We start from the raw sequence: 20,266 nt of genomic DNA, 5'->3' as shown, positions 1-20,266 counted from the left end.
GGGGCCTTGCTGTCCAATGGCACCCATGTCCCGGTACGCCCTGTTGCTCGCGCCCTCTGCCAACCGCGTCTACGCCGATCAGGCCGCCCGTCTCGCGACCGCCGAGCTGGCCGCCTTCGCGCCGGTGCTCTCGGCCGGGCTGGACGACATCGAGACCACCGCTCTGGGCGGGGTCGAATACCTGACCTTCACCGGATCGCTCACGGCTCGTGACGTCGCCTACCTCTCGAACCTCTCGGCGGCGTACGCGCTCTTCGAGCGTACGGAGGACGATCTGCTCCGGCCGATGGCGGTGAGCCCGCTGGCCCGGTACGACAGCGACCTCATCACCATCCCGAAGTACGCCGGGAAGACGAACGAGCAGTTCACCAAGCTCGTGCTCAACCTCACGCTGCTGGCCTCGGCGTCGGCCGGGCGGATGCTCGACGGGCACCTCACCGTCCTCGACCCGCTGGCCGGGCGCGGAACGACGCTGAACCAGGCCCTGATGTACGGCTACGACGCCGTCGGCATCGAGATCGACGGCAAGGACGTGGAGGCGTACAAGCTCTTCCTGCAGACCTGGCTCAAGCGCAAGCGCCTCAAGCACACGGCCGAGCTCGTCCCGGTCCGCCGGCAGGGCCGCCGGGCCGCGCGGCGGCTCGAGGTGACGATGGCCGCCAGCAAGGACGACCACAAGGCCGGGGCGGTGCAGAAGCTGGTGGTGCTGCAGGCCGACACCACCCAGCTCGACGGGCTGCTGCGCGGCAACGTGGCCGACGTGCTGGTCGCCGACCTGCCGTACGGGGTGGCGCACGGCTCGTACGACGACTCCGGCAGCATCTCGCGACGGCCGCTCGACCTGCTCGAGCGGGCAGTGCCCCAGTGGCTCCCGCTGCTCAAGGACGGCGCGGCGATCGGGCTGTCGTGGAACACCAAGGTCGCGCGGCGCGAGCTGGCCGAGGACATCCTGCTGGCCAACGGGCTCGAGCTCGTGCCTCAGTTGCCGCTGCAGCACCGGGTCGACCAGGGGATCGAGCGGGACGTCCTGGTGGCCCGGCTCGCCTGAGCGGGCCGTTATTGGCGGGCGGGTGTCGTACCCCGGCAGTAATCTCGTCGCTGATGTATACGGAAACCGCAGTGTTCGACCTGCTGCTGCCCGGTGACTCCCGGTCCCTGAAGCAGAAGCGTTCCTATGTCCGCCCCATTCTCGCCATGCTGAAGAAATACGAGGTCAGCGCGGCCGAGGTGGGCTTCCACGACCTGCACGGGCGGGCCCAGATCGGGGTGGCGGCGGTGGCCGCCGACCCGGCGCAGGCCCGGGCCGTCATCGATACCTGCGAAAACCAGGTGGCCGGGCGGCCCGAGGTCGAGCTGCTCTCGGCCCGGCGCCGCCTCTACGGTGACGACGACTGACACTCGAACGTTCGGTCACGCGGCCACGTGGGTACGCTTCAGCAGTTGGGCGGGGGTTCTCGTACCCGCGAAGCACAGTCGGAGGTGGGCGACATGTCGGACCCGGCCAAGACGCGTCGGCATGCGGAACGCGTACGCGAGCTGGTGGCATCGCTGGTACGTGAGATCAAGGATCCCCGGCTCGGCATGGTGACCGTCACGGACGCCCGGATCACCGGCGACCTGCGCGAGGCGACGGTCTATTACACGGTTCTCGGTGACCCGACCGAGCAGGCGGCCACCAAGGCGGCGCTCGAGAGCGCCAAGGGCATGCTGCGCACCCGGGTCGGTCACGCGCTGGGCCTGCGGCACTCGCCCAGCCTGGCGTTCGTGCTCGACAACGTGCAGGACCACGCCAAGGAGCTGGAGGATCTGCTCGCCGCGGCCCGTCAGCGCGACGAAGAGGTCCAGCGCCTGGCGGCCGGCAAGCAGTACGCGGGCGATCCCGACCCCTACAAGAGCGAGGACGACGAGGACGAGGACGACATACCGGCCTCCGAGCGGGTCGGTGCCCGCGAGGACCAGAGTTGACCTCCTCTTCCGTGACGCGGCCCGGTGTCGAGCCGGGCCGCACCTCCTCGGCCCCCGGGCCCCGGTCGGCGCCGGGCTCGTCCTCCGCCACCGCGGCGGCGCCGGCCGTCGCCGAGTCGGACTGGAATGCCGCGGTCGCGGCGATCCGCGGCGTGGACGTCGATGACGAAGTGCAGCTGATCTGCCACGTCAACCCCGACGGGGACGCGCTCGGCAGCATGCTGGGCTTCGCGCTCGGGCTGCGCCGGCTGGGCTTCACCCGGCTGCGGGCGACCTTCCCCGGCGAGTTCGACGTGCCCGAGCCCTACCGTGAGCTGCCCGGCTCCGAGTTTCTCGTGCCCGAGCCCGGGGCGTACACCGATCCGGCCCTGATCCTGATCTTCGATGTGGCCGCGGAGTCGCGCCTGGGCGGGCTGGCCGATCGCCTCGACGGGGACGCCTGCGTGGTCGTGCTCGACCACCACGCGTCCTTCACCGGCTTCGGCACGGTCAGCCTGGTCGACCCGACCGCCGCGGCCACCTCGGTCGTGGCCGACGAGTTGCTGAGCCGCCTGGGCGTCCAGCTCGACGCCGCGATCGCCGAGTGCCTGTACGTGGCTCTCACCACCGACACGGGCTCGTTCAAGTTCGTGCGCTCCCCGTCGGTCCACGCGCTGGCGGCCCGCCTGATCGCCACCGGCATCAGCCCCGCCGAGATCGCCCGCCGCACGTTCGACACGCGCCCCTTCGGGGCGATGAAACTGGCCGGCGAGGTGCTGGGCCGGGCGCTGCTCGATCCGGCGGCGGCCGGCGGCCGGGGCATGGTCTGGACGTACGCGACAGGCGCCGACCTGGAACGCCACGGTCAGCGGCCCTACGTGCTCGACTCGCTGATCGACCCGGTCCGCGGCGTGGCCGAGGCCGACGTGGCAGTGGTCATCAAGGAACTGACCGCCGGCGAGTGGGCGGTCTCGCTGCGCTCCAAGGGCGGCGTGAACGTCAGCGCGGTGGCCGCGCACCTGGGCGGTGGCGGGCACCGGCTGGCCGCCGGCTTCACGGCTTACGGCACTCCCGACGAGGTCGTCGCCCAGATCCGGCCCCTGCTGGACGCCAACCTGGCCTGACGCCCGAGCCCGCGTCACTAGTCGTCGCCCGTCCCGGCCCCTGCGGTCGAGGCGGGCGATTGCCGTCCGGCTCTGCTTGTCACCTGGCCTGACTCCTACGGGTGGGGCGGGTGATTGCTGTTCATCCCTGTTCGTCGTCCGTTCTGGTCCTGCGGTCGGGGCGGGTGATTGCCGTCCGCCCTGCTCCATTTCACTCGGGCGATGGGCCCGGACCCGCGACCGTGTCCGGCTCACCGGACCGCTCGCCGACAGGGCTGACGACGACGTGGAGATGCGGCGGATCAACCTCGGCGCCCCCACCCAAGGCTTCCCCCGTCGGCGCGGGAGGTTCGTGTCGGTGAGTCGCCGGCGACTCGCTCGGTGGGGGAGTCGGGTGTCGGGCGTCACTGTCACGCCGGGTCTCGGGCGGGATGGTCGCTCCTGGCGCGGGCTCCTGCCGGTCTGCGGAGGGCGGGCCGCGCTTCGCCCGGTCCGCGTTGTAGCAAAGGGTCTTCGCAGGTGGGGGCTTGTTCGGCGGCTGCCGGGCGGGTGTCGGAAATGAGCTTGGTGTCCCGCTGGGTGGGAAGAGCGCTCCAGTTGGCGGAACTGAACGATAGTTTGGTACCTGAACGGTGATTTGGTTTCGCGCGGCCGTGACCACCGCCCGCCGCGAAGCCTCGAGCCACCCGGGTCCACCGGCCGGGGTTGCGTCACCCGTGCCAGACGCCCGGCGATCCCGGGCCGGCCCACGTGACGCCCGCTCGACCGATTCCTCAGGACGTGTGTCGTCGTGCCGCGTCCGCACCCACCGTGGAAGGACCAAGATCATGGCCGCGAAGCCGAAGCCCCAGAACTCCGACGAAGCCCGCGAGCAGGCCCGCCGCGCCCTGCAGACTTCGATGGACACCCGTCAGTAGGACCGGTAAGCCTTCACTGGCATTGCAGTCCTTACGGCTGGGCGGGCATCATGAACAACCATGAGCCCGCCTGCCCAGCCCCACGCCTCCGGCGACCCGGGCCGCCCAGCGCACCCGGCCGGGGGCGAGACAGCGCAACCGGTCGCAGGCGAGGCAGCGCACTCGCCTGACGCGACAGCGCCGCCGGACGGAAGCTCAGCTGCCTTCAGCTCGTCCGCGGACGCAGCAGTTCTGTCGGGCGCAAGCGTCGCTGCCCCGAGCGCTCCCGCCGACGCAGCAGCTCGACCGGGCGCGAGCGCCGCTGCCGTCGGCGCGTCCGGTGCGTCGGCCAAGCGGATCGCGCAGCTGGCGTTGCCGGCGCTCGTCGTGCTGGCCGCCGAACCGCTCTACGTCCTCGTCGACACCGCCGTCGTCGGGCACCTCGGCTCGCTTCCGCTCGCGGCCGTCGCGGTCGGTGGCACGACCATGTCGGTGGCCGCCTGGCTCGGCGCGCTCATGGCCTACGGCACGACCGGCCGCGCCGCCCGGCGGTTCGGCGCGGGTGACCGGTCCGCCGCCGTCGCCGAGGGCGTGCAGGCCTCCTGGCTCGCGCTCGCGGTCGGCGTACTCCTGGCTCTGCTCGCCCAGCCCTTCGCCGGCCCGCTGGCGCAGGCGCTCTCCGGTGACCCGGCGACGGCGGAGGCCGCCGCCGGCTGGCTGCGCGTCGCCGCCCTCGGCGCGCCCGGCCTGCTGCTCGCGGCGGCCGGCAACGGCTGGATGCGCGGGGTGCAGGACACCCGGCGCCCGCTGATCTACGTCCTGGGCGCCAACGTCCTCTCCGCCGCCCTCTGCCCGGTGCTCGTCTACCCCGTCGGCTGGGGGCTCACCGGCTCGGCCGTCGCCAACGTCGTCGCCCAGAGCGTTTCCGGCGGCTTCTTCCTGTACGCGCTGGTGCGCGAGACAACGCAGCTCCGCCCCAGCCTTTCGGTGATCGGGCAGCAGTTGCGCCTCGGACGGGACCTGCTGATCCGCGGGGCGGCGTTCCAGGCCTGCTTCCTGTCGGCGACCGCGGTGGCGAGCCGCTTCGGCGTCGAATCCGTGGGCGCTCACCAGATCGCCCTTCAGCTGTGGTTCTTCAGCGCGCTCGCTCTCGACGCGGTCGCGATCGCGGCGCAGTCGCTGGTCGGCGCGGCCCTCGGTGGCGGCAGCGCGGCCGAGGCGCGAGCGGTCGCCCGCAAGGTGACCATCGCCGGCGGGCTGGCCGGCGTCGTCTTCGCGCTCCTGGCCGCCGTGGGCAGCGGTCACATCCCGGGCTGGTTCACGCCCGACCCCGGCGTCCACGACCAGGCCGCGCTGATCTGGCCCTGGTTCATCGGGCTGATGCCGTTCGCCGGGGTGGTCTACGCCCTCGACGGCGTCCTGATCGGCGCCGGCGACGTGCGCTTCCTGCGCGACATCACGCTGGCGGCCGCCCTGCTCGGTTTCCTCCCGGCGATCTGGATCGCCTACTTCTTCGACCTCGGCCTGGGCGGGATCTGGGCCGGCCTGGCCCTGCTCATCCTGATCCGCTTCGGTACGACGGTGTGGCGCTGGCGCTCCGGCCGCTGGGCGGTCGTGGGCGTCACCCGCTGACCCCAGCGCTCCGTGGAGGGTGAGGCACTGGAGACGCGGGTCCGGCCGACTCCTAAGGTGGTCCGGTGAGCGTGGACGGACTGATCGTGGTGGACAAGCCGGCCGGCATGACGTCGCATGATGTGGTGGCCCGCATCCGGCGCCTGGCCAAGACGCGGCGGGTCGGCCACGGCGGCACGCTCGACCCGATGGCCACCGGAGTGCTGATCATCGGGGTCAACCGGGCGACGCGCCTGCTCACGTACGTGATCGGGTCGGAGAAGAGCTACGCGGCGACCATCCGTCTCGGGCAGAGCACGATCACCGACGACGCCGAGGGCGAGGTGACCGCGACGGCGGCCGTCGACGGCGTGACCGACGAGGCGGTCCGCGACGGTCTGGCCCGCCAGCGCGGCGAGATCAACCAGGTGCCGAGCGCCGTCAGCGCCATCAAGATCAATGGGCAGCGGGCCTACAAGCGGGTGCGGGAGGGCGAGGACGTCCAGATCCCGGCCCGGCGGGTCACGATCTCGCGCCTCGACATCCTGGAGATCCGGCGGACGCCCGAGGCCGTCGACGTCGACGTCGACGTGACGTGCACGTCCGGCACCTACATCCGGGCCATCGCCCGCGACCTCGGGACGCTGCTGGGCGTCGGGGGTCACCTGACGGCTCTGCGCCGGACCGCGGTGGGCGGCCTGACCCTGACCGAGGCCCGCACCCTCGAACAGCTCGAGGAGACCGCCCCCGACGTGGTGACGTTGCCGATGGCCGAGGCCGCCCGGCAGGCGTTCCCGCAGCGTGCGGCCACCGACGAGGAGGCCCGCGTGCTGAGCCACGGCGGCCCGCTCGACCCGGTCGGCATCGAGGGCCCGTACGCCGTGTTCAGCCCGGCCGGCGAGGTCCTGGCGATCGTCTCGGAGCGCGACGGCAAAGCCCGGGCCGAGATCGTCCTGGCCCCGGCCTGACCTGGGCGATACGCGTCCCGGCCCTTGGTCCGGGCCGGGTCGTTCCCGGCCGACGGGTGCCGGTGGGGGCGTCGATACGCTGGGGCCGTTGGCCGAGGCCGGGAGGGCTGGACATGCAACGGTGGCGCGGATTCGAGGCGGTGCCTGGCGGGTGGGGGCGGTCGGTCGTCACGATCGGGGTCTTCGACGGGGTGCACCGCGGCCACCAGGCGATCATCGGGCACGCCGTGAAGCGCGCCCGCGACCTGGGGCTTCAGTCGGTGGTGGTGACGTTCGACCCGCATCCGGCCGAGGTGGTGCGGCCGGGCTCGCATCCGGCGGTGCTGACCGAGCCGGTGCGCAAGGCCGAGCTCATCGAGCAGCTGGGCGTCGACGCGCTCTGCGTGGTGCCCTTCACGCCGGCGTTCTCGCAGCTCAGCCCCGAGGCGTTCGCGCACGACGTGCTGGTCGACGCGCTGCACGCGGCGGTCGTGGTGGTGGGGGACAACTTCCGGTTCGGGCATCGGGCCGCCGGCGATGTGGGGCTGCTCGAACGGCTGGGGGTGTCCTTCGGGTTCACCGTGGAGGACGCGCCGCTGGTGTCGGAGGACGGGCTGGTCTTCTCGTCGACGTACATCCGCAGCTGTGTCGACGCGGGGGACGTGCGGGCGGCCGCCGCGGCGCTCGGGCGCCCGCACCGGCTGGCCGGCGTGGTCGTGCGGGGGGATCAGCGCGGCCGCGAGATCGGCTATCCCACCGCCAACCTGATGGTGCACCGCTATGCCGCCGTGCCGGCCGACGGGGTCTACGCGGCCTGGCTGATCCGTGCGGGTGAACAGGCCGCGCGCCTGCCCGCGAGCGTCTCGATCGGCACCAATCCCACCTTCTCGGGGCGGGAACGACGCGTCGAGGCCTATGTGCTCGACTTCGAAGGTGATCTCTACGGGGAGCGCGTGAGCCTGGATTTCGTGGCCCATCTGCGGGAGCAGCGGACGTACGATGCCATCGAGCCTTTGATCGCTCAGATCGGCGAGGACGTGGAACAGACCCGCGCGCTGCTCCGCTGACGTGCTGGTAGGGTTGAGACGACGCTGGCTTATCCAGCGACCGGTCCCGCCTGCCTGCCCGACGCCGCGGGCCGCGGGGAAACCGAAGTCCTCGGCAACACAGAATCACGGAGAACATGGCGCTCGATCAAGAGACCAAGACCAAGATCATCGACGAGTACAAGGCCCAGGACGGCGACACCGGTTCGCCCGAGGTGCAGGTCGCGATGCTGACCAAGCGGATCGCCGACCTGACCGAGCACCTCAAGCGGCACAAGCACGACCACCACAGCCGTCGTGGTCTGCTGCTGCTGGTCGGCCGTCGCCGCCGCCTGCTCAACTACGTGCAGAAGAAGGACATCGCGCGCTACCGGACGCTGATCGAGCGTCTCGGCCTGCGCCGCTGATCTGACGGGGGAGTGGCCGACCGGCCGCTCCCCCGAGTTTTACCACCGGACCCGCGCGGTACGCAGTAAGCCACCGGTCCTCGGTAGTGGTTCCCAGGCAGACTTTCCTGGGCGCTTCGATCGAAGACCGGCAGCTGCGGAAACCGCGCTGTGTAGACCGCCGGGTCCTCGACGAAGGAGTACCGCACCACATGACAGAGCAGAACACCGCTCTCGGCACCGAATCTCGTACCGCCGTCATCGACAACGGCACGTTCGGCACCCGCGAGATCACGTTCTCCACCGGCCGGCTCGCCAAGCAGGCCGCCGGTTCGGTCATCGTCCAGCTGGGCGACACTGTCGTCCTCTCCGCGACCACGGCGAGCAAGCAGCCGAAGGAGCACTTCGACTTCTTCCCGCTCACCGTCGACGTCGAGGAGCGGATGTACGCCGCGGGCCGCATCCCCGGCTCGTTCTTCCGCCGTGAGGGCCGCCCCAGCGAGGACGCGATCCTCACCTGCCGCCTGATCGACCGGCCGCTGCGCCCGTCGTTCACCAAGGGCCTGCGCAACGAGGTCCAGGTCGTCGAGACCGTCCTCGCGCTCGACCCGGCGCACCCCTACGACGTCGTCGCCATGAACGGCGCCTCGCTGTCGACCAAGCTGTCCGGCCTGCCGTTCAGCGGCCCGATCGGCTCGACCCGGGTCGCGCACATCGACGGCCAGTGGGTTGCCTTCCCGACCCTCGAGGAGCTCGAGCGGGCCACCTTCGACATGGTGGTCGCCGGTCGCACCCTGGCCGACGGCGACGTCGCGATCATGATGGTCGAGGCCGAGGCCACCCCGAACGCGGTCAAGCTGATCGCCGGGGGCGCCACCGCCCCGACCGAGGAGGTCGTGGCCAGCGGCCTCGAGGCCGCCAAGCCGGCCATCCGCGAGCTCTGCCGCGCGCAGAGCGAGCTGGCCGAGATCGCCTCCAAGCCGGCCGTCGAGTTCCCGACCTTCCTCGAGTACCAGGACGACGTCTACTCGGCCGTGACCGAGTCCGTCCGCGAGGAGACCGCCGAGGCTCTCAAGATCGCTGCCAAGCAGGAGCGTGAAGAGGCCCTCGACCTGGTCAAGGCCAAGGCGCACGAGCTGCTCGACGAGCGTTTCGAGGGCCGCGAGAAGGAGATCAGCGCCGCCTTCCGCTCGGTCACCAAGAGCGAGGTGCGCCAGCGCGTGCTGCGCGACCAGGTCCGCATCGACGGCCGTGGCCCGCGCGACCTCCGCCCGCTGACCGCGCAGGTCGGCGTGCTGCCCCGCGTGCACGGCTCGGCTCTCTTCGAGCGCGGCGAGACCCAGATCCTGGGCGTCACCACGCTGAACATGCTGCGCATGGAGCAGTCGCTCGACACGCTGGCGCCCGAGAAGTCCAAGCGCTACATGCACAACTACAACTTCCCGCCGTACTCGACCGGTGAGACCGGCCGGGTGGGCTCGCCGAAGCGCCGCGAGATCGGTCACGGCGCGTTGGCCGAGCGGGCCCTGGTGCCCGTGCTGCCGCCGCGCGAGGAGTTCCCGTACGCGATCCGGCAGGTCTCCGAGGCGCTGGGCTCGAACGGCTCGACGTCGATGGGCTCGGTCTGCGCCTCGACGCTGTCGCTGCTCAGCGCCGGTGTGCCGCTGAAGGCTCCGGTCGCCGGCATCGCGATGGGTCTGATCTCGGACGAGGTCGACGGCAAGACGCAGTACGTCGCGCTGACCGACATCCTGGGCGCCGAGGACGCGTTCGGCGACATGGACTTCAAGGTCGCCGGCACCAGCGAGTTCGTCACCGCCCTGCAGCTCGACACCAAGCTCGACGGCATCCCGTCCGACGTGCTGGCCGGTGCCCTGCAGCAGGCGCACGACGCCCGCGCGACGATCCTCGGCGTGATGGAGGCGGCGATCAGCTCTCCGGCCGAGATGTCGGAGTACGCGCCGCGCGTCACCTCGGTCAAGATCCCGGTCGACAAGATCGGCATGGTGATCGGCCCGAAGGGCCAGACGATCAACGCGATCCAGGACGAGACCGGCGCCGACATCTCCATCGAGGACGACGGCACGATCTACGTCGGCGCGACCAACGGCCCGTCGGCCGAGGCCGCGGTCGAGCGGATCAACGCGATCGCCAACCCGACGCTGCCCAAGGTCGGCGACAAGTTCCTCGGCACCGTCGTGAAGACCGCCGCGTTCGGCGCCTTCATCTCGCTGCTGCCCGGCCGTGACGGCCTGCTGCACATCTCCAAGGTGGGCGACGGCAAGCGGGTCGACAAGGTCGAGGACTTCCTCAACGTCGGCGACAAGGTCGAGGTGTCCATCGCGGACATCGACGCCCGCGGCAAGATCTACCTCGACAAGGTCCGCCCCGAGGGCGAGGAGGCTCCGGCCGCTCCGGCCGCTGCCGCCTCCGGTTCGGATTCCGCTCCGGCCGCCGCCGAGGGTGGCCGCCCGCCGCGCGAGCCGCGTGGCGAGGGTGGCGGCGAGCCCCGCCGTCGCCGTCAGCGCCCCAGCGGCGAGCGTCGCGACTAAAGACGCGAGCAACCAACTGTGACAGTGAGTTCGCGCGGGCCGGCCGTCAAGCCGGCCCGCGCTACTACCCAGACCCTGGCCGGCGGCGCCAAGCGCACTGTCCTGCCCAGCGGGCTGCGCATCGTCACCGAGTCGATCCCGACCACCCGCAGCGCCTCGGTCGGCGTCTGGGTCAGCATCGGCTCGCGGGACGAGACGCCCGGCATGTCCGGCGCGTCGCACTTCCTCGAGCACCTGCTGTTCAAGGGCACCCACAAGCGCACCGCGCTGCAGATCTCGTCCGAGATCGAGGCGGTGGGCGGCGAGACCAACGCCTTCACGACGAAGGAATACACCTGCTACTACGCGCGGGTGCTCGACGCCGACCTCCCGCTGGCCGTCGACGTGCTGTGCGACGCGGTGGCCGACTCGATCATGGAGCCGGCCGACGTCGAGGTCGAGCGGGGCGTGATCCTCGAAGAGATCGCCATGCACGAGGACGAGCCCGGTGACGAGGTGCACGACGTCTTCACCGAGGCGATCTTCGGCACGCACCCGCTGGGCCGGCTGATCTCGGGGACCGAGGAATCGATCACCCCGATGACCCGCAACCAGATCCACGGCTTCTACCGGCGGCGGTACACACCGCCGCACATCGTGGTGGCGGCCGCGGGCAACCTCGACCACGCCACGGTCGTCCGCCTGGTCCGCAAGGCCCTGGCCGGCACCGCGCTCGACTCCGGGCCGGCCGACCCCGCGCCGCCCCGGGCGGGTTCCAAGCGGGTGCCCACCCAGAAGCCGCACACGGTCGTGCGCAACCGCGACACCGAGCAGGGTCACCTGGTACTCGGCGGCGTCGGCATCGGCCGCCGCGACGAGCGCCGCTTCGCCCTGGGCGTGCTCAACAACGTGCTCGGCGGCGGCATGTCGAGCCGGCTGTTCCAGGAGATCCGCGAGAAGCGCGGTCTGGCCTACTCGGTCTACTCCTACGCCAGCCAGTACGCCGACGCCGGGCTGTTCGGCGTCTACGCCGGCTGCGCGCCGGGCAAGGTCGACGAGGTCCTCGATCTGCTCCGGGGCGAGCTCGAACGGGTGGCGGTCAAGGGCGTCGGCGCCGAGGAGATCGCCCGGGGCAAGGGCATGGTCAAGGGCTCGTACGTGCTCGGCCTGGAGGACACCGGCTCGCGGATGAGCCGCCTGGCCAAGTCCGAGCTGCTCTACGGCGAGCTCATGTCGGTCGACGAGTTGCTGGCCCGGGTCGACGCGGTCACCGCCGACGAGGTGAACGAGGCCGCGGCCGAGTTGTTCTCCCAGCCGATGTCGCTGGCCGTGGTCGGGCCCTTCGACGAGTCGGCGTTCGGGGCACACCGCTAACCTTGGACCCCGTGACGACGCTGGAGAGCCCACCGCCGCCCACCCCCACCGTGACGCCGGAGCAGCGCAAGCGCCGGATCATCGGGATGACGGTGTGGGCGGCGGCCTTCGTGGTGTTCGTGTGGCTGGTCGGCGTGCCGACCAGCGACCCGCTCACCGCCTTCGGCTGGCTGTGGCTGGCCACGATCGCCTGGCGCAACTATCTGCCGTGGCGCGAGCACCTGCTCTTCCTGCGGGACTGGCTGCCGGTCGTCTTCCTGCTGGTCTTCTACAACCTGTCCCGGGGCGCCGCCGACAAGCTGTTCGCGCCGCACGTCCAGTTCATGATCGACGCGGACGAGGACATGTTCGGCTGGCTCACCGGCGGCCGCATCCCGACGATCTGGCTGCAGCAGCACCTGTACGACCCGGCTCACGTGCCGTGGTGGGAGGTGGTGACCACCGTCGTCTACATCTCACACTTCCTGACCGTGCCGACCGTCGCCGTGGTGCTTTGGGTGCGCAGCCGCAAGCTGTCCTACCGGTTCATCCGCCGCTGGATCACGCTGAGCATGGCCGGGCTGGTCACCTACTTCCTCTACCCGGCGGCGCCGCCGTGGTGGGCGTGGGAGCACGGCCACCTGACCGAGAGCGTCGCCCGGTTCTCGTCGCGCGGGCTCGATGTGATCGGGCTGCACGGCGCGGGAAACACCCTCAACGCCCTGCAGGCCGACCAGTCCAACCCGGTCGCCGCGATGCCGTCGCTGCACACCGCGTACGCGATGATGGCCGTCGCCTTCTTCCTGCCGCTGGTCCGCAAACGGTGGTGGCCGGTGCTGCTGGCCTATCCGCTGGCGATGACCTTCACGCTGGTCTACACCGGCGAGCACTACGTGATCGACGTGCTGGTCGGCTGGCTCTATGTGGCCGCCGTCTTCGCCGCGGTGGGCCTGGCCGAACGCTGGTGGGCCGGGCGGACTAAATTGTCCGTGTGACGAACCAGGCTGAGTCGATCCGCGTCGGCGTTCTCGGGGCCCGGGGCCGCATGGGCCTCGAGGTGTGCAAGGCGGTCGACGCGGCCGGCGACCTCGACCTGGTCGCCATGCTCGACCAGGGCGACGAGCTGTTCAAGGCGGCCGACGCCGGCGCCCAGGTGTTCGTCGACTTCACCACCCCCGACGTGGTCATGGACAACCTGCGCTGGGCCGTCGACCAGGGCATCAGCATGGTCGTGGGCACCACCGGCTTCACCGCGCAGCGGCTCGATGAGGTGCGGGAGTGGGTGGCCGCCAAGCCCGGCGTCGGCGTGCTGATCGCCCCCAACTTCGGCCTCGGCGCCGTGCTGATGATGCAGTTCGCGGCCCGTGCCGCCCGCTACTTCGACTCGGCCGAGATCATCGAGCAGCATCACCCGCGCAAGCTCGACGCGCCCAGCGGCACCTCGACCCACACGGCCAAGCTGATCGCCCAGGCCCGCGCCGAGGCCGGTCTCGGCCCGATGCCCGACGCCACCAAGGACGAGGTCGACGGCGCCCGCGGCGCCGAGATCGACGGCGTCCGGGTTCACTCGGTGCGCGCGGCCGGCCTGGTCGCCCATCAGGAGGTGCTGTTCGGCTCGCTCGGCGAGACGCTCACCATCCGGCACGACTCACTCGACCGGGTGTCCTTCATGCCCGGCGTGCTGCTCGGCGTGCGCAAGATCCTCCAGCGTCCCGGCCTGACCGTGGGGCTGGACAGCTTCCTCGACTGAGAGGCCCTCGGGCCGGCCGGTCAGCTTCCCGCCGGCGAAATCCACCGGCCGGCCCGCGATGCGCAGGCCGGTCACCGTGGGGGCGCCGGGCAGCGGGCGCAGCCGGACAACCCCGTTGGGGACGTCCGGTTCGAGTCCCAGCCACGCCTGGACGATCAGCACCGCGGTACCCCTGCACCTCGACCAGCGCGTGGCTCGGCCGGCCCTGATCGCGCTGACCATCCTGTCGTTCACCGGTTCGTGGAACGAGTCCCCGCACACCCTGGTCGCGGTGCAGGACCCGTCGCTGTTCACGTTGCCGCGCGGGCTCGCCGACCTGGTCAGCGGGTCGCTCGGCGCCGGCACGCAATATCCGCTCCAGCTGGGCGCCGCCCTGCTGGCCACCATCCCGGTGGCGATCATCTTCGTCATCTTCCAGCGCTACTTCGTGCGGGACACGACCGCGGGTGCGGACAAGGGCTAGATTGTCCGGCTGTGAACCAGCTTTCCGTCCGCGGCCGCCGGGTGCGGGTGCTCGCCACCCTGATCGCCGGCGCGCTGCTGCTCGCCGGCACCCTGTGGGGCACCGACGACGACTTCCCGTTCGGCCCGTTCCGGATGTATTCGACCGCCCCCGACCCGAACGGTGACGCCCGGGACACCCGGGTCGAGGGCGTCGACGCCCAGGGCCGCACGGTGGCGATCACCGAGGGCAACAGCGGCATCCGGCGGGCTGAGATCGAGGGGCAGCAGCAGGCGTACGTCGACGACCCGTCCCGCCTGAGCCGGGTGGCGACGGCGTACGCGGACCATTCGCCCGGCGCCGCCCCGTTGCGCGCGGTACGCATCGTCGTGCGCTGGCACGGCATCGAGCACGCCCGGCCCACGGGCGAGTGGCGGGACGAGATCGTGGCCGAATGGACCCGCTCATGAAATGGCTGTTCGCGCCGGTGCCGCTCGGGCGGATCGCCGCCTTCCGCACGCTGGTCTACTTGTTCGTCCCGCTCGACCTGGTCGTCTTCACACCCTGGGTCCGGTCGCACGCCAACACGCCGGGCGACCTCTACGAGCCGTTGCTCCTCGGCCGCCTCCTGCACCTGCCGACGCCCACCCACCTGCTCGTGTGGGCGGTGTTCTGGGCGCTGATCGTGCTCTCCGTGGCCGCCGCCACCGGCCGGGCGCCGCGGCTGCTCGGCTGGGCCGTCTTCGCGCTGTACCTGGAGTGGATGGTCATCGCGATGAGCTACGGCAAGGTCGACCACGACCGGGTCGGCCTGCTCGTGGCGCTGGCCGTGCTGCCCACGGTCGGGCGGGCCCGCTTCGGCGACAAGACGCTGTCCGAGGCGGGCGGCTGGGCGCTGCGGGTCACCCAGATCGCCGTCATCTGCACGTACTTCCTGGCCGCGTGGGCCAAGCTGCGGTTCGGCGGCCTCGACTGGCCGACCAGCGCCGTGCTGGCCCAGGCGATCATCCGCCGGGGCACCTGGCTGGCCGACGAGATCGCCGTGATCCCGGGCCTGCTGATCGCCGCCCAGGTCGGCATCATGCTGTTCGAGCTGCTCAGCCCGCTGATCTTCGTCGTCCCGCAGCGGTTCCGGTGGCTCGGCGTCGTGTTCTTCTACTCGTTCCACCTGATGACGTTCTCGATGATCACCATCTCGTTCGCCCCGCACCTGATCGCGCTGGCCAGTTTCCTGTCGATCGAACGGCTGCGACCCCTGGCCCGCCTGCGCGACAGATTCCGCCGGCCCTCACCCGAGCCGTCCCTGACCCCGCCCTGATCCCCGGCGGGAGCTTCAGTCGCGGGTGGCGGGAACGGGCAGCAGCCGGTGGGCGCCGGTGGTCCAGCCGAGCAGACGTTCGCCCTCGGTGAGCCGGCCGCCCCGGGCGACGTGATCGAGCCCGTTCAGGACCGGTTCGATCCTCGTCCGTACGCCGGGCGGCGCCCCGGCCAGGTCGGAGCGGAGCTCGCCGGTCAGCGGGCCGGGGTCGCCGGCCCCCGGCAGCGACAGGAAGAAGACCAGGTGCCGCCAGGCGTACGCGATGTCCTTGACCAGCGGCAACGGTCGGGGATGACGCTCGATCCGCTCGGCCGACTTCAGGACGGTGGCGAAGGTGCGCCGAGCCTGCTCGGCCCATCCCCGGGTGGGGGAGACGCCGACCGGACGGACGAGGGTGGCCAGGTTGTGGGTGGTCAGGATCTGCGCCTGCTCGATCACCATGCCGTTGCCGGCCACCGATCCGCGGTGGCCGCGGGGCACGGCGGCCCGGACGTGGCACAGCGCGTCGAACGCGGCGCTGCCGTCGCCGGGCGCGGGCAGGGCCGCGAAGTCGATGTCGTAGTAACGGGCGTACAGGCTGCCGGCCAGGAGCTCGCCGGCCAGGTGGGCGGCGCGGAGGAACTTCGGCGAGAACCGGCCCATGAAAATGTCGGCGGCGAGTTCCTCCACCCACGGCAGGTCCAGGTCGGCCGCCCGGGACAGGGCCGCCAGCTCCCGTACGAGAGGGTTGGGCACCAGCGTCGCCGGAAATCCGTCGACGGCGAGCTCGCCGAGCCGCCGCAGCGTCGCGCCCGCCTCGCCGCGGGTGTCGTCGGTGTCCTCCCGGTACGGGCGGACGGCCCGCACCCAGGGCAGCTCGCTCAGCCGTACCTGATGCTGCAGGTCGAGCAGCAGCAGGGAACGCCGGGCGCGGAAGGCGCGGTACGTCGCGGCCATCAGCTTCCGCAACGCCGGATCCGGGTACGCGGCGGCGTTCGTCTCAGCGGCCAGCTGCGGCACGAGCTCGGCCAGCACCTCGGCCGAGGGCAGCACGCCGGCGTCGATCAGGTCGTCGACCCGGCCCGCCGTGGCCCGCCGGACGACCCGCTGGATCGACGCCGGGATCGGCGTGCCGGCCGGCACCCGGTGGTCGCGGGCCTCGGCCTCGCGCACCGGCACGCAGAGCGCGGCCACGTCCCGGATGCCCACGGCCGGGTCGAGGACCGCCACCCGGCTCACCACCACCCGGGCCAGGAGGTGGTGGCCCGGCATCCCGGCCACCCGGGCCTGGGCGAGACGCAGCGCGGCGTGTTCCGGCGACCCGGGCCGGCCCCGGCGCGCCACCATCGACGCGACCACGGACCGCAGCAGGCCCGCCCGCCGAGGCGTGAGCCCGTCACCCCGGACGACCTCGTGGGCCGCCGCACGGAGGACGGCGAGGTTCTCCTTCGGCTTGCGATGCCGGCTGCACCGGGTGTGCCTGGCCGCGAGCTCCTCGTACCGCGTGAGCAGCGCCTCGGCGCGCTCCCGCCAGCCGTCGGGGAAGGCTCCGGCCACCACGCCGCCCTCGGCGGTCTCCAGCCACAGGGCCAGCAGCTCGTCGGCGAACGGGTTCCACACCGTCGTCGCCTCGCGCATCGTCTCGATCCGGGCGTTCTCCCGGCGGTCGGCCAGCACCTGGCGAACCTCGCCCGCGTCGGCCCGCCACACCTCCGACGGGTCCTGCTCACTCGCCGTCTCCGGCACCGGCGAAAAGGACAACTGCCCCGCGTACGGACCGATCTCCTCCAGCAGGGCCAGGGCGCCCGCACGGTCGCCGGAGCGCAGCAGCCAGGCCACGGTCAGCAGGGCCGCCTGCTCCGCGAACTCCAACCGGTAGGCGCCGTCGTCCAGCAACGAGCACAGCTCGCTCTGCCCGGCGTCGGTCAGGTAATGGACGAAAACCGCGCCGCGATCGTCGCCCACCGCCGCCTCGTGCGGGCGCAGGGGCCCACCGGCGGCCGGTGTTCCGGTCGCGAAACCGCCCCGGAGAACCTCCGGCGTGACCCAGGCGGGCAGCCCGGCCACCGGCGTCCGCGAGCCGATCGTCAGAGCTCCGGAGGCCATCCCGGCCAGCACCCGCAACCACCGCGCGACGCGTCGCTCAGGCCCCGCGGCCGTAGAGGGCGTCGCGCTGAGCCTGCGGCAGGGAGCAGGCCGCTGTGCCGCCGGGGAGCAGGTGCCGGTGGTCGGCGACCCAGCGGTAGGCCGGCCAGGCGGCCAGCCGCACCGGGCCCAGCTGCAGCGCACCGCCGGCGAGCTCCCAAAAGCGGCCCGCGTCCCGCAGCATCAGGGCGATCGCGTCGGGGCCCGAGGCGGTCGTGCCGTCGGCGCCCACCCACTGCACCGCCTCCTCGCACTGCTCGGTGGTGAGACCGAGCGCGTCCAGGTCGGCGAACTGCCACGGGATCACCCGGGCGTGGGTCGGGATGCGCTTCTCGATGAACTCGGCACAGGTCGAACAGAAGGAGCAGTCGCCGTCATAGACGAAGGTCGGCGTGGTCACCTGTCTATTCTCCGTCCAGCGCCACGTGCAGCCGCAGCTGGGGGACGAGCATGTCGTCCACGTCGAGGGCCCGGCCGGCGCCGTCGGGCTCCCAGCCGGCCGAGGCCAGGAACTTCTGCATCGCCTTGTCCTGCTCGTAGGCCCAGGCGACGGCGTAGGTGAAACCGTCCTCCCGCCAGTGGGCGACCGCGGCCGACAGCAGCCGGCTGCCGTGCCCGCGCCGGTTCCACCGGGGCTCGACCAGCAGGTCGGTGACCGCCGCGACCGTCTCCGGCAGCGCCGGCTCCTCGGGGGCCAGCGCCTGCTCGTCGGCCGGGCCGGCGGCCGCGAAGCCGACGGTGAAGGAGCTCGACTCGGTCTGCTCGACCGCGATCAGCACCCGGTGCCGCTCGGTCGGCGGCTGCTCGATCGCCTCCGTCCAGCCCCGGGCCAGGTACGCCTCGTCGAGGCTGGCCAGCACGTGCGCCGGGAACATGCGCCGGTAGGCCGTGCGCCAGGTGGCGAGCTGGATGCGGGCGATCTCCGCGGCGTCGCCGGGGCGCGCGGGACGGACGAAGCCGATTGCCATGCGGGGGAGCCTACAGAGCGACCGCGTAGCGCAATTCGGGTAGTTCCAGCGTGGTGCCGCGGGGCGTCCAGGTCTGGTCGACGCCGTCGGGCTTCAGCCCGGCCCGTTCGTAGAAGCGGCGTGCCCGGGTGTTGCCGGTGAGCACCCAGAGCCGCATGTCGGGGAAGCCGGCCGCGGTCAGGCCGGCCCGGGCCGCTTCGAGGAGTTGACGACCGGTCCCGCGTCCCCAGTGGCCGGGGTGCAGATAGACCGAGTACAGCTCACCTGCCCCGGGGTCGACGCCGTCCTCCAGCCGGTACGGCCCGAAGGCCACGAACCCGGCGATCCGCCCGTCCTCCTCGGCGACCAGGGTCTGCGCCCCGTCCGGCAGGGGCCGGGTCCGGCGGCGGGCGACGAAATCGGCGGGGTCGAGGCGGGCCAGGAACTCGTCGGGGACGATCCCGGCGTAGGCGACCTGCCAGGTGTGGACGTGGATGTCGGCGACCGGGCGGTAATCGGCTTCGGTGATCGGCCGGATCTGTGCCATGGAGGGATTTTGTCGTACCGCTGCTTTACCGTGCTCATCGATGGCACTCCCCGACTCTCTCTCCGTCGCCCAAGCCCGCCGGGTCACGCTGGCCGCGCAGGGTTTCGCCGACCCGCCGCCGGGCGGCGCGACCGACCTGCGGCACGTCCGGCGGGTCCTGCGCCGCGTCCACCTGATCCAGATGGACTCGGTGAACGTGCTCCAGCGCGCCCACTTCATGCCGCTCTACAGCCGCCTGGGTCCCTATCCGGTGGGCCTGCTGGAGCGGGCGGCCTACCGCAAGCCGCGCGAGGTGTTCGAGTTCTGGGGTCACGAGGCGTCGCTCATCACCACCGACCTGCAGCCGCTGTTCCGCTGGCGCATGGCCCGCGCCGCCGAGCTGGCCTGGGGCGGCATGCGCCGGGTCGTCGAGGAGCAGCCCGAGCTGGTCGCCCGGGTGCTCGACGTGGTGCGCGCCCGCGGCCCGATCACCGCGGCCGAGATCGAGCACGACGAGCCCCGTCGCACCGACCACTGGGGGTGGAACTGGTCGTCGGTCAAGCAGGCGCTCGAGTGGTTGTTCTACACCGGCCAGGTCACCGCGGCCGAGCGCACGACGTCGTTCGCCCGGCGCTACGACCTGCCCGAGCGGGTGCTGCCCCGGGCGGTGCTGGAGGCGCCCACCCCGGCCGAGCCGGACGCCTTCCGGGCGCTGGTCGCTCTGGCCGCGCGGGCGCTGGGCGTGGCCGCCGAGCCCGAGCTGCGCGACTACTTCCGCCTGCCGGTCGACGGCTTCAAGCAGGCCGTCGCCGAGCTGGTCGACGACCAGGTGCTGCGGCCGGTCACCGTGCCGGGCTGGAAGCAACCCACCTACCTGCACCATGAGGCGCGGCTGCCCCGCCGGGTGCGCGCGGCCACGCTGGTCAGCCCGTTCGACCCGTTGATCTGGGAGCGGGGACGCACCGAGCGGCTCTTCGGCATGAATTACCGCATCGAGATCTACGTGCCGGCCGCGCAGCGCCTCTACGGCTATTACGTGCTGCCGTTCCTGCTCGGCGACCGGCTGGCCGCCCGGGTCGATCTCAAGGCCGACCGCAAGACCGGCCGTCTGCTCGTCCCGGCCGCCTGGCTCGAGGCCGGCGCCGACCCCGCCGAGACCGCCGGCGCGCTGGCCGCCGAGCTGCACCGGGTGGCCGGCTGGCTCGGCCTGGCCGAGGTCGCGCCGCCGGAACGCGGCGATCTGGCCGGGCCGCTGAGCGACGCGCTGACGATGCTGTCCCACCGCGGGGGGAGCGATGATCATGCGGGCTGAGCGGAGCGCCGCGGGTGTACCGTGGCGCCC

Annotated in this window: 20 protein-coding genes; 16 read left to right on the top strand and 4 right to left on the bottom strand. The window is 72.1% G+C overall.

Annotation, left to right across the window (positions count from 1 at the left end; all coding sequences use genetic code 11):
• The first annotated feature begins 25 nt into the window (after window positions 1–25).
• From HJC40_RS14930 to HJC40_RS14860, 15 genes are all read left to right on the top strand, one after another.
• Entirely contained in the window at window positions 26–1,048 is a 1,023-nt protein-coding gene (locus HJC40_RS14930) for a TRM11 family methyltransferase (protein WP_250001685.1), read from the top strand.
• A gap of 53 nt (window positions 1,049–1,101) precedes the next feature.
• On the top strand, window positions 1,102–1,395 hold the full coding sequence (locus tag HJC40_RS14925) for a DUF503 domain-containing protein (RefSeq protein ID WP_250001684.1): 294 nt from the start codon (window positions 1,102–1,104) through the stop codon (window positions 1,393–1,395).
• 93 nt (window positions 1,396–1,488) lie between these two features.
• Window positions 1,489–1,965: a 30S ribosome-binding factor RbfA gene (rbfA, locus tag HJC40_RS14920; RefSeq protein ID WP_250001683.1), complete on the top strand. Its 477-nt coding sequence runs from the start codon at window positions 1,489–1,491 to the stop codon at window positions 1,963–1,965.
• Between the two features lie 143 nt (window positions 1,966–2,108).
• Window positions 2,109–3,068: a bifunctional oligoribonuclease/PAP phosphatase NrnA gene (locus HJC40_RS14915; RefSeq protein WP_250002059.1), complete on the top strand. Its 960-nt coding sequence runs from the start codon at window positions 2,109–2,111 to the stop codon at window positions 3,066–3,068.
• A gap of 1,241 nt (window positions 3,069–4,309) precedes the next feature.
• Entirely contained in the window at window positions 4,310–5,575 is a 1,266-nt protein-coding gene (locus HJC40_RS14910; protein ID WP_250002058.1) for an MATE family efflux transporter, read from the top strand.
• Window positions 5,576–5,640: 65 nt separating this feature from the next.
• On the top strand, window positions 5,641–6,522 hold the full coding sequence (truB, locus tag HJC40_RS14905) for a tRNA pseudouridine(55) synthase TruB (protein WP_308200902.1): 882 nt from the start codon (window positions 5,641–5,643) through the stop codon (window positions 6,520–6,522).
• Between the two features lie 113 nt (window positions 6,523–6,635).
• The gene (locus tag HJC40_RS14900) at window positions 6,636–7,568 is read left to right on the top strand and encodes a bifunctional riboflavin kinase/FAD synthetase (RefSeq protein ID WP_250001682.1); all 933 of its coding nucleotides are present in this window, start codon (window positions 6,636–6,638) and stop codon (window positions 7,566–7,568) included.
• Between the two features lie 116 nt (window positions 7,569–7,684).
• Complete coding sequence (gene rpsO / locus HJC40_RS14895; protein ID WP_250001681.1) at window positions 7,685–7,954, top strand: 30S ribosomal protein S15; 270 nt, start codon at window positions 7,685–7,687, stop codon at window positions 7,952–7,954.
• A 191-nt stretch (window positions 7,955–8,145) separates the two neighbouring features.
• Window positions 8,146–10,485 (top strand): polyribonucleotide nucleotidyltransferase, encoded by a 2,340-nt coding sequence (locus HJC40_RS14890; protein WP_250001680.1) that lies wholly within the window; start codon window positions 8,146–8,148, stop codon window positions 10,483–10,485.
• Between the two features lie 18 nt (window positions 10,486–10,503).
• A complete protein-coding gene (locus HJC40_RS14885; protein ID WP_250001679.1) occupies window positions 10,504–11,838 on the top strand; it encodes a pitrilysin family protein in 1,335 nt (444 codons plus the stop codon).
• Between the two features lie 86 nt (window positions 11,839–11,924).
• Entirely contained in the window at window positions 11,925–12,812 is an 888-nt protein-coding gene (locus HJC40_RS14880) for a phosphatase PAP2 family protein (RefSeq protein WP_250002056.1), read from the top strand.
• The gene (dapB, locus tag HJC40_RS14875) at window positions 12,809–13,567 is read left to right on the top strand and encodes a 4-hydroxy-tetrahydrodipicolinate reductase (RefSeq protein ID WP_308200901.1); all 759 of its coding nucleotides are present in this window, start codon (window positions 12,809–12,811) and stop codon (window positions 13,565–13,567) included. Before HJC40_RS14880 ends, dapB begins: the two co-directional genes overlap by 4 nt.
• 58 nt (window positions 13,568–13,625) lie before the next feature.
• Complete coding sequence (locus HJC40_RS14870; RefSeq protein ID WP_250001678.1) at window positions 13,626–14,030, top strand: hypothetical protein; 405 nt, start codon at window positions 13,626–13,628, stop codon at window positions 14,028–14,030.
• Window positions 14,031–14,041: 11 nt separating this feature from the next.
• The gene (locus HJC40_RS14865; RefSeq protein WP_250001677.1) at window positions 14,042–14,479 is read left to right on the top strand and encodes a hypothetical protein; all 438 of its coding nucleotides are present in this window, start codon (window positions 14,042–14,044) and stop codon (window positions 14,477–14,479) included.
• Window positions 14,464–15,327, top strand: a complete 864-nt coding sequence (locus tag HJC40_RS14860) for an MFS transporter permease (protein ID WP_250001676.1) — start codon at window positions 14,464–14,466, stop codon at window positions 15,325–15,327. Before HJC40_RS14865 ends, HJC40_RS14860 begins: the two co-directional genes overlap by 16 nt.
• Before the next feature lie 15 nt (window positions 15,328–15,342).
• On the opposite strand, the gene HJC40_RS14855 is transcribed toward HJC40_RS14860, so the two are convergent.
• Genes HJC40_RS14855 through HJC40_RS14840 form a run of 4 tightly spaced genes read right to left on the bottom strand, consistent with a single transcriptional unit; the run spans window position 15,343 to window position 18,945 of the window.
• Complete coding sequence (locus HJC40_RS14855; protein ID WP_250001675.1) at window positions 15,343–17,412, bottom strand: hypothetical protein; 2,070 nt, start codon at window positions 17,410–17,412, stop codon at window positions 15,343–15,345.
• Between the two features lie 37 nt (window positions 17,413–17,449).
• Window positions 17,450–17,851, bottom strand: a complete 402-nt coding sequence (locus HJC40_RS14850) for a DCC1-like thiol-disulfide oxidoreductase family protein (protein ID WP_250001674.1) — start codon at window positions 17,849–17,851, stop codon at window positions 17,450–17,452.
• A 4-nt stretch (window positions 17,852–17,855) separates the two neighbouring features.
• Window positions 17,856–18,419 (bottom strand): GNAT family N-acetyltransferase, encoded by a 564-nt coding sequence (locus HJC40_RS14845; protein ID WP_250001673.1) that lies wholly within the window; start codon window positions 18,417–18,419, stop codon window positions 17,856–17,858.
• 10 nt (window positions 18,420–18,429) lie between these two features.
• The gene (locus HJC40_RS14840; RefSeq protein ID WP_250001672.1) at window positions 18,430–18,945 is read right to left on the bottom strand and encodes a GNAT family N-acetyltransferase; all 516 of its coding nucleotides are present in this window, start codon (window positions 18,943–18,945) and stop codon (window positions 18,430–18,432) included.
• A 40-nt stretch (window positions 18,946–18,985) separates the two neighbouring features.
• Between HJC40_RS14840 and HJC40_RS14835 the strand changes: the two genes are divergently transcribed.
• Entirely contained in the window at window positions 18,986–20,236 is a 1,251-nt protein-coding gene (locus HJC40_RS14835) for a winged helix-turn-helix domain-containing protein (protein ID WP_250001671.1), read from the top strand.
• Window positions 20,237–20,266 lie beyond the last annotated feature (30 nt).

Origin of the sequence: Actinoplanes sp. M2I2 (genome assembly GCF_023544445.1) — a bacterium.
Lineage (GTDB): Bacteria > Actinomycetota > Actinomycetes > Mycobacteriales > Micromonosporaceae > Actinoplanes.
Note: the sequence above shows the minus strand (reverse complement) of the source record. Positions and strands in the feature narration are given on the sequence as shown.

Excerpts from the sequence above, each read along its gene's own strand:
- HJC40_RS14930 (WP_250001685.1), top strand. The coding sequence starts at position 26 with ATGTCCCGGTACGCCCTGTTGCTCGCGCCCTCTGCCAACCGCGTCTAC.
- HJC40_RS14925 (WP_250001684.1), top strand. The coding sequence starts at position 1,102 with ATGTATACGGAAACCGCAGTGTTCGACCTGCTGCTGCCCGGTGACTCC.
- rbfA (WP_250001683.1), top strand. The coding sequence starts at position 1,489 with ATGTCGGACCCGGCCAAGACGCGTCGGCATGCGGAACGCGTACGCGAG.
- HJC40_RS14900 (WP_250001682.1), top strand. The coding sequence starts at position 6,636 with ATGCAACGGTGGCGCGGATTCGAGGCGGTGCCTGGCGGGTGGGGGCGG.
- rpsO (WP_250001681.1), top strand. The coding sequence starts at position 7,685 with ATGGCGCTCGATCAAGAGACCAAGACCAAGATCATCGACGAGTACAAG.
- HJC40_RS14890 (WP_250001680.1), top strand. The coding sequence starts at position 8,146 with ATGACAGAGCAGAACACCGCTCTCGGCACCGAATCTCGTACCGCCGTC.
- HJC40_RS14880 (WP_250002056.1), top strand. The coding sequence starts at position 11,925 with ATGACGGTGTGGGCGGCGGCCTTCGTGGTGTTCGTGTGGCTGGTCGGC.
- HJC40_RS14870 (WP_250001678.1), top strand. The coding sequence starts at position 13,626 with ATGCGCAGGCCGGTCACCGTGGGGGCGCCGGGCAGCGGGCGCAGCCGG.
- HJC40_RS14860 (WP_250001676.1), top strand. The coding sequence starts at position 14,464 with ATGGACCCGCTCATGAAATGGCTGTTCGCGCCGGTGCCGCTCGGGCGG.
- HJC40_RS14855 (WP_250001675.1), bottom strand. The coding sequence starts at position 17,412 with ATGGCCTCCGGAGCTCTGACGATCGGCTCGCGGACGCCGGTGGCCGGG.
- HJC40_RS14845 (WP_250001673.1), bottom strand. The coding sequence starts at position 18,419 with ATGGCAATCGGCTTCGTCCGTCCCGCGCGCCCCGGCGACGCCGCGGAG.
- HJC40_RS14840 (WP_250001672.1), bottom strand. The coding sequence starts at position 18,945 with ATGGCACAGATCCGGCCGATCACCGAAGCCGATTACCGCCCGGTCGCC.
- HJC40_RS14835 (WP_250001671.1), top strand. The coding sequence starts at position 18,986 with ATGGCACTCCCCGACTCTCTCTCCGTCGCCCAAGCCCGCCGGGTCACG.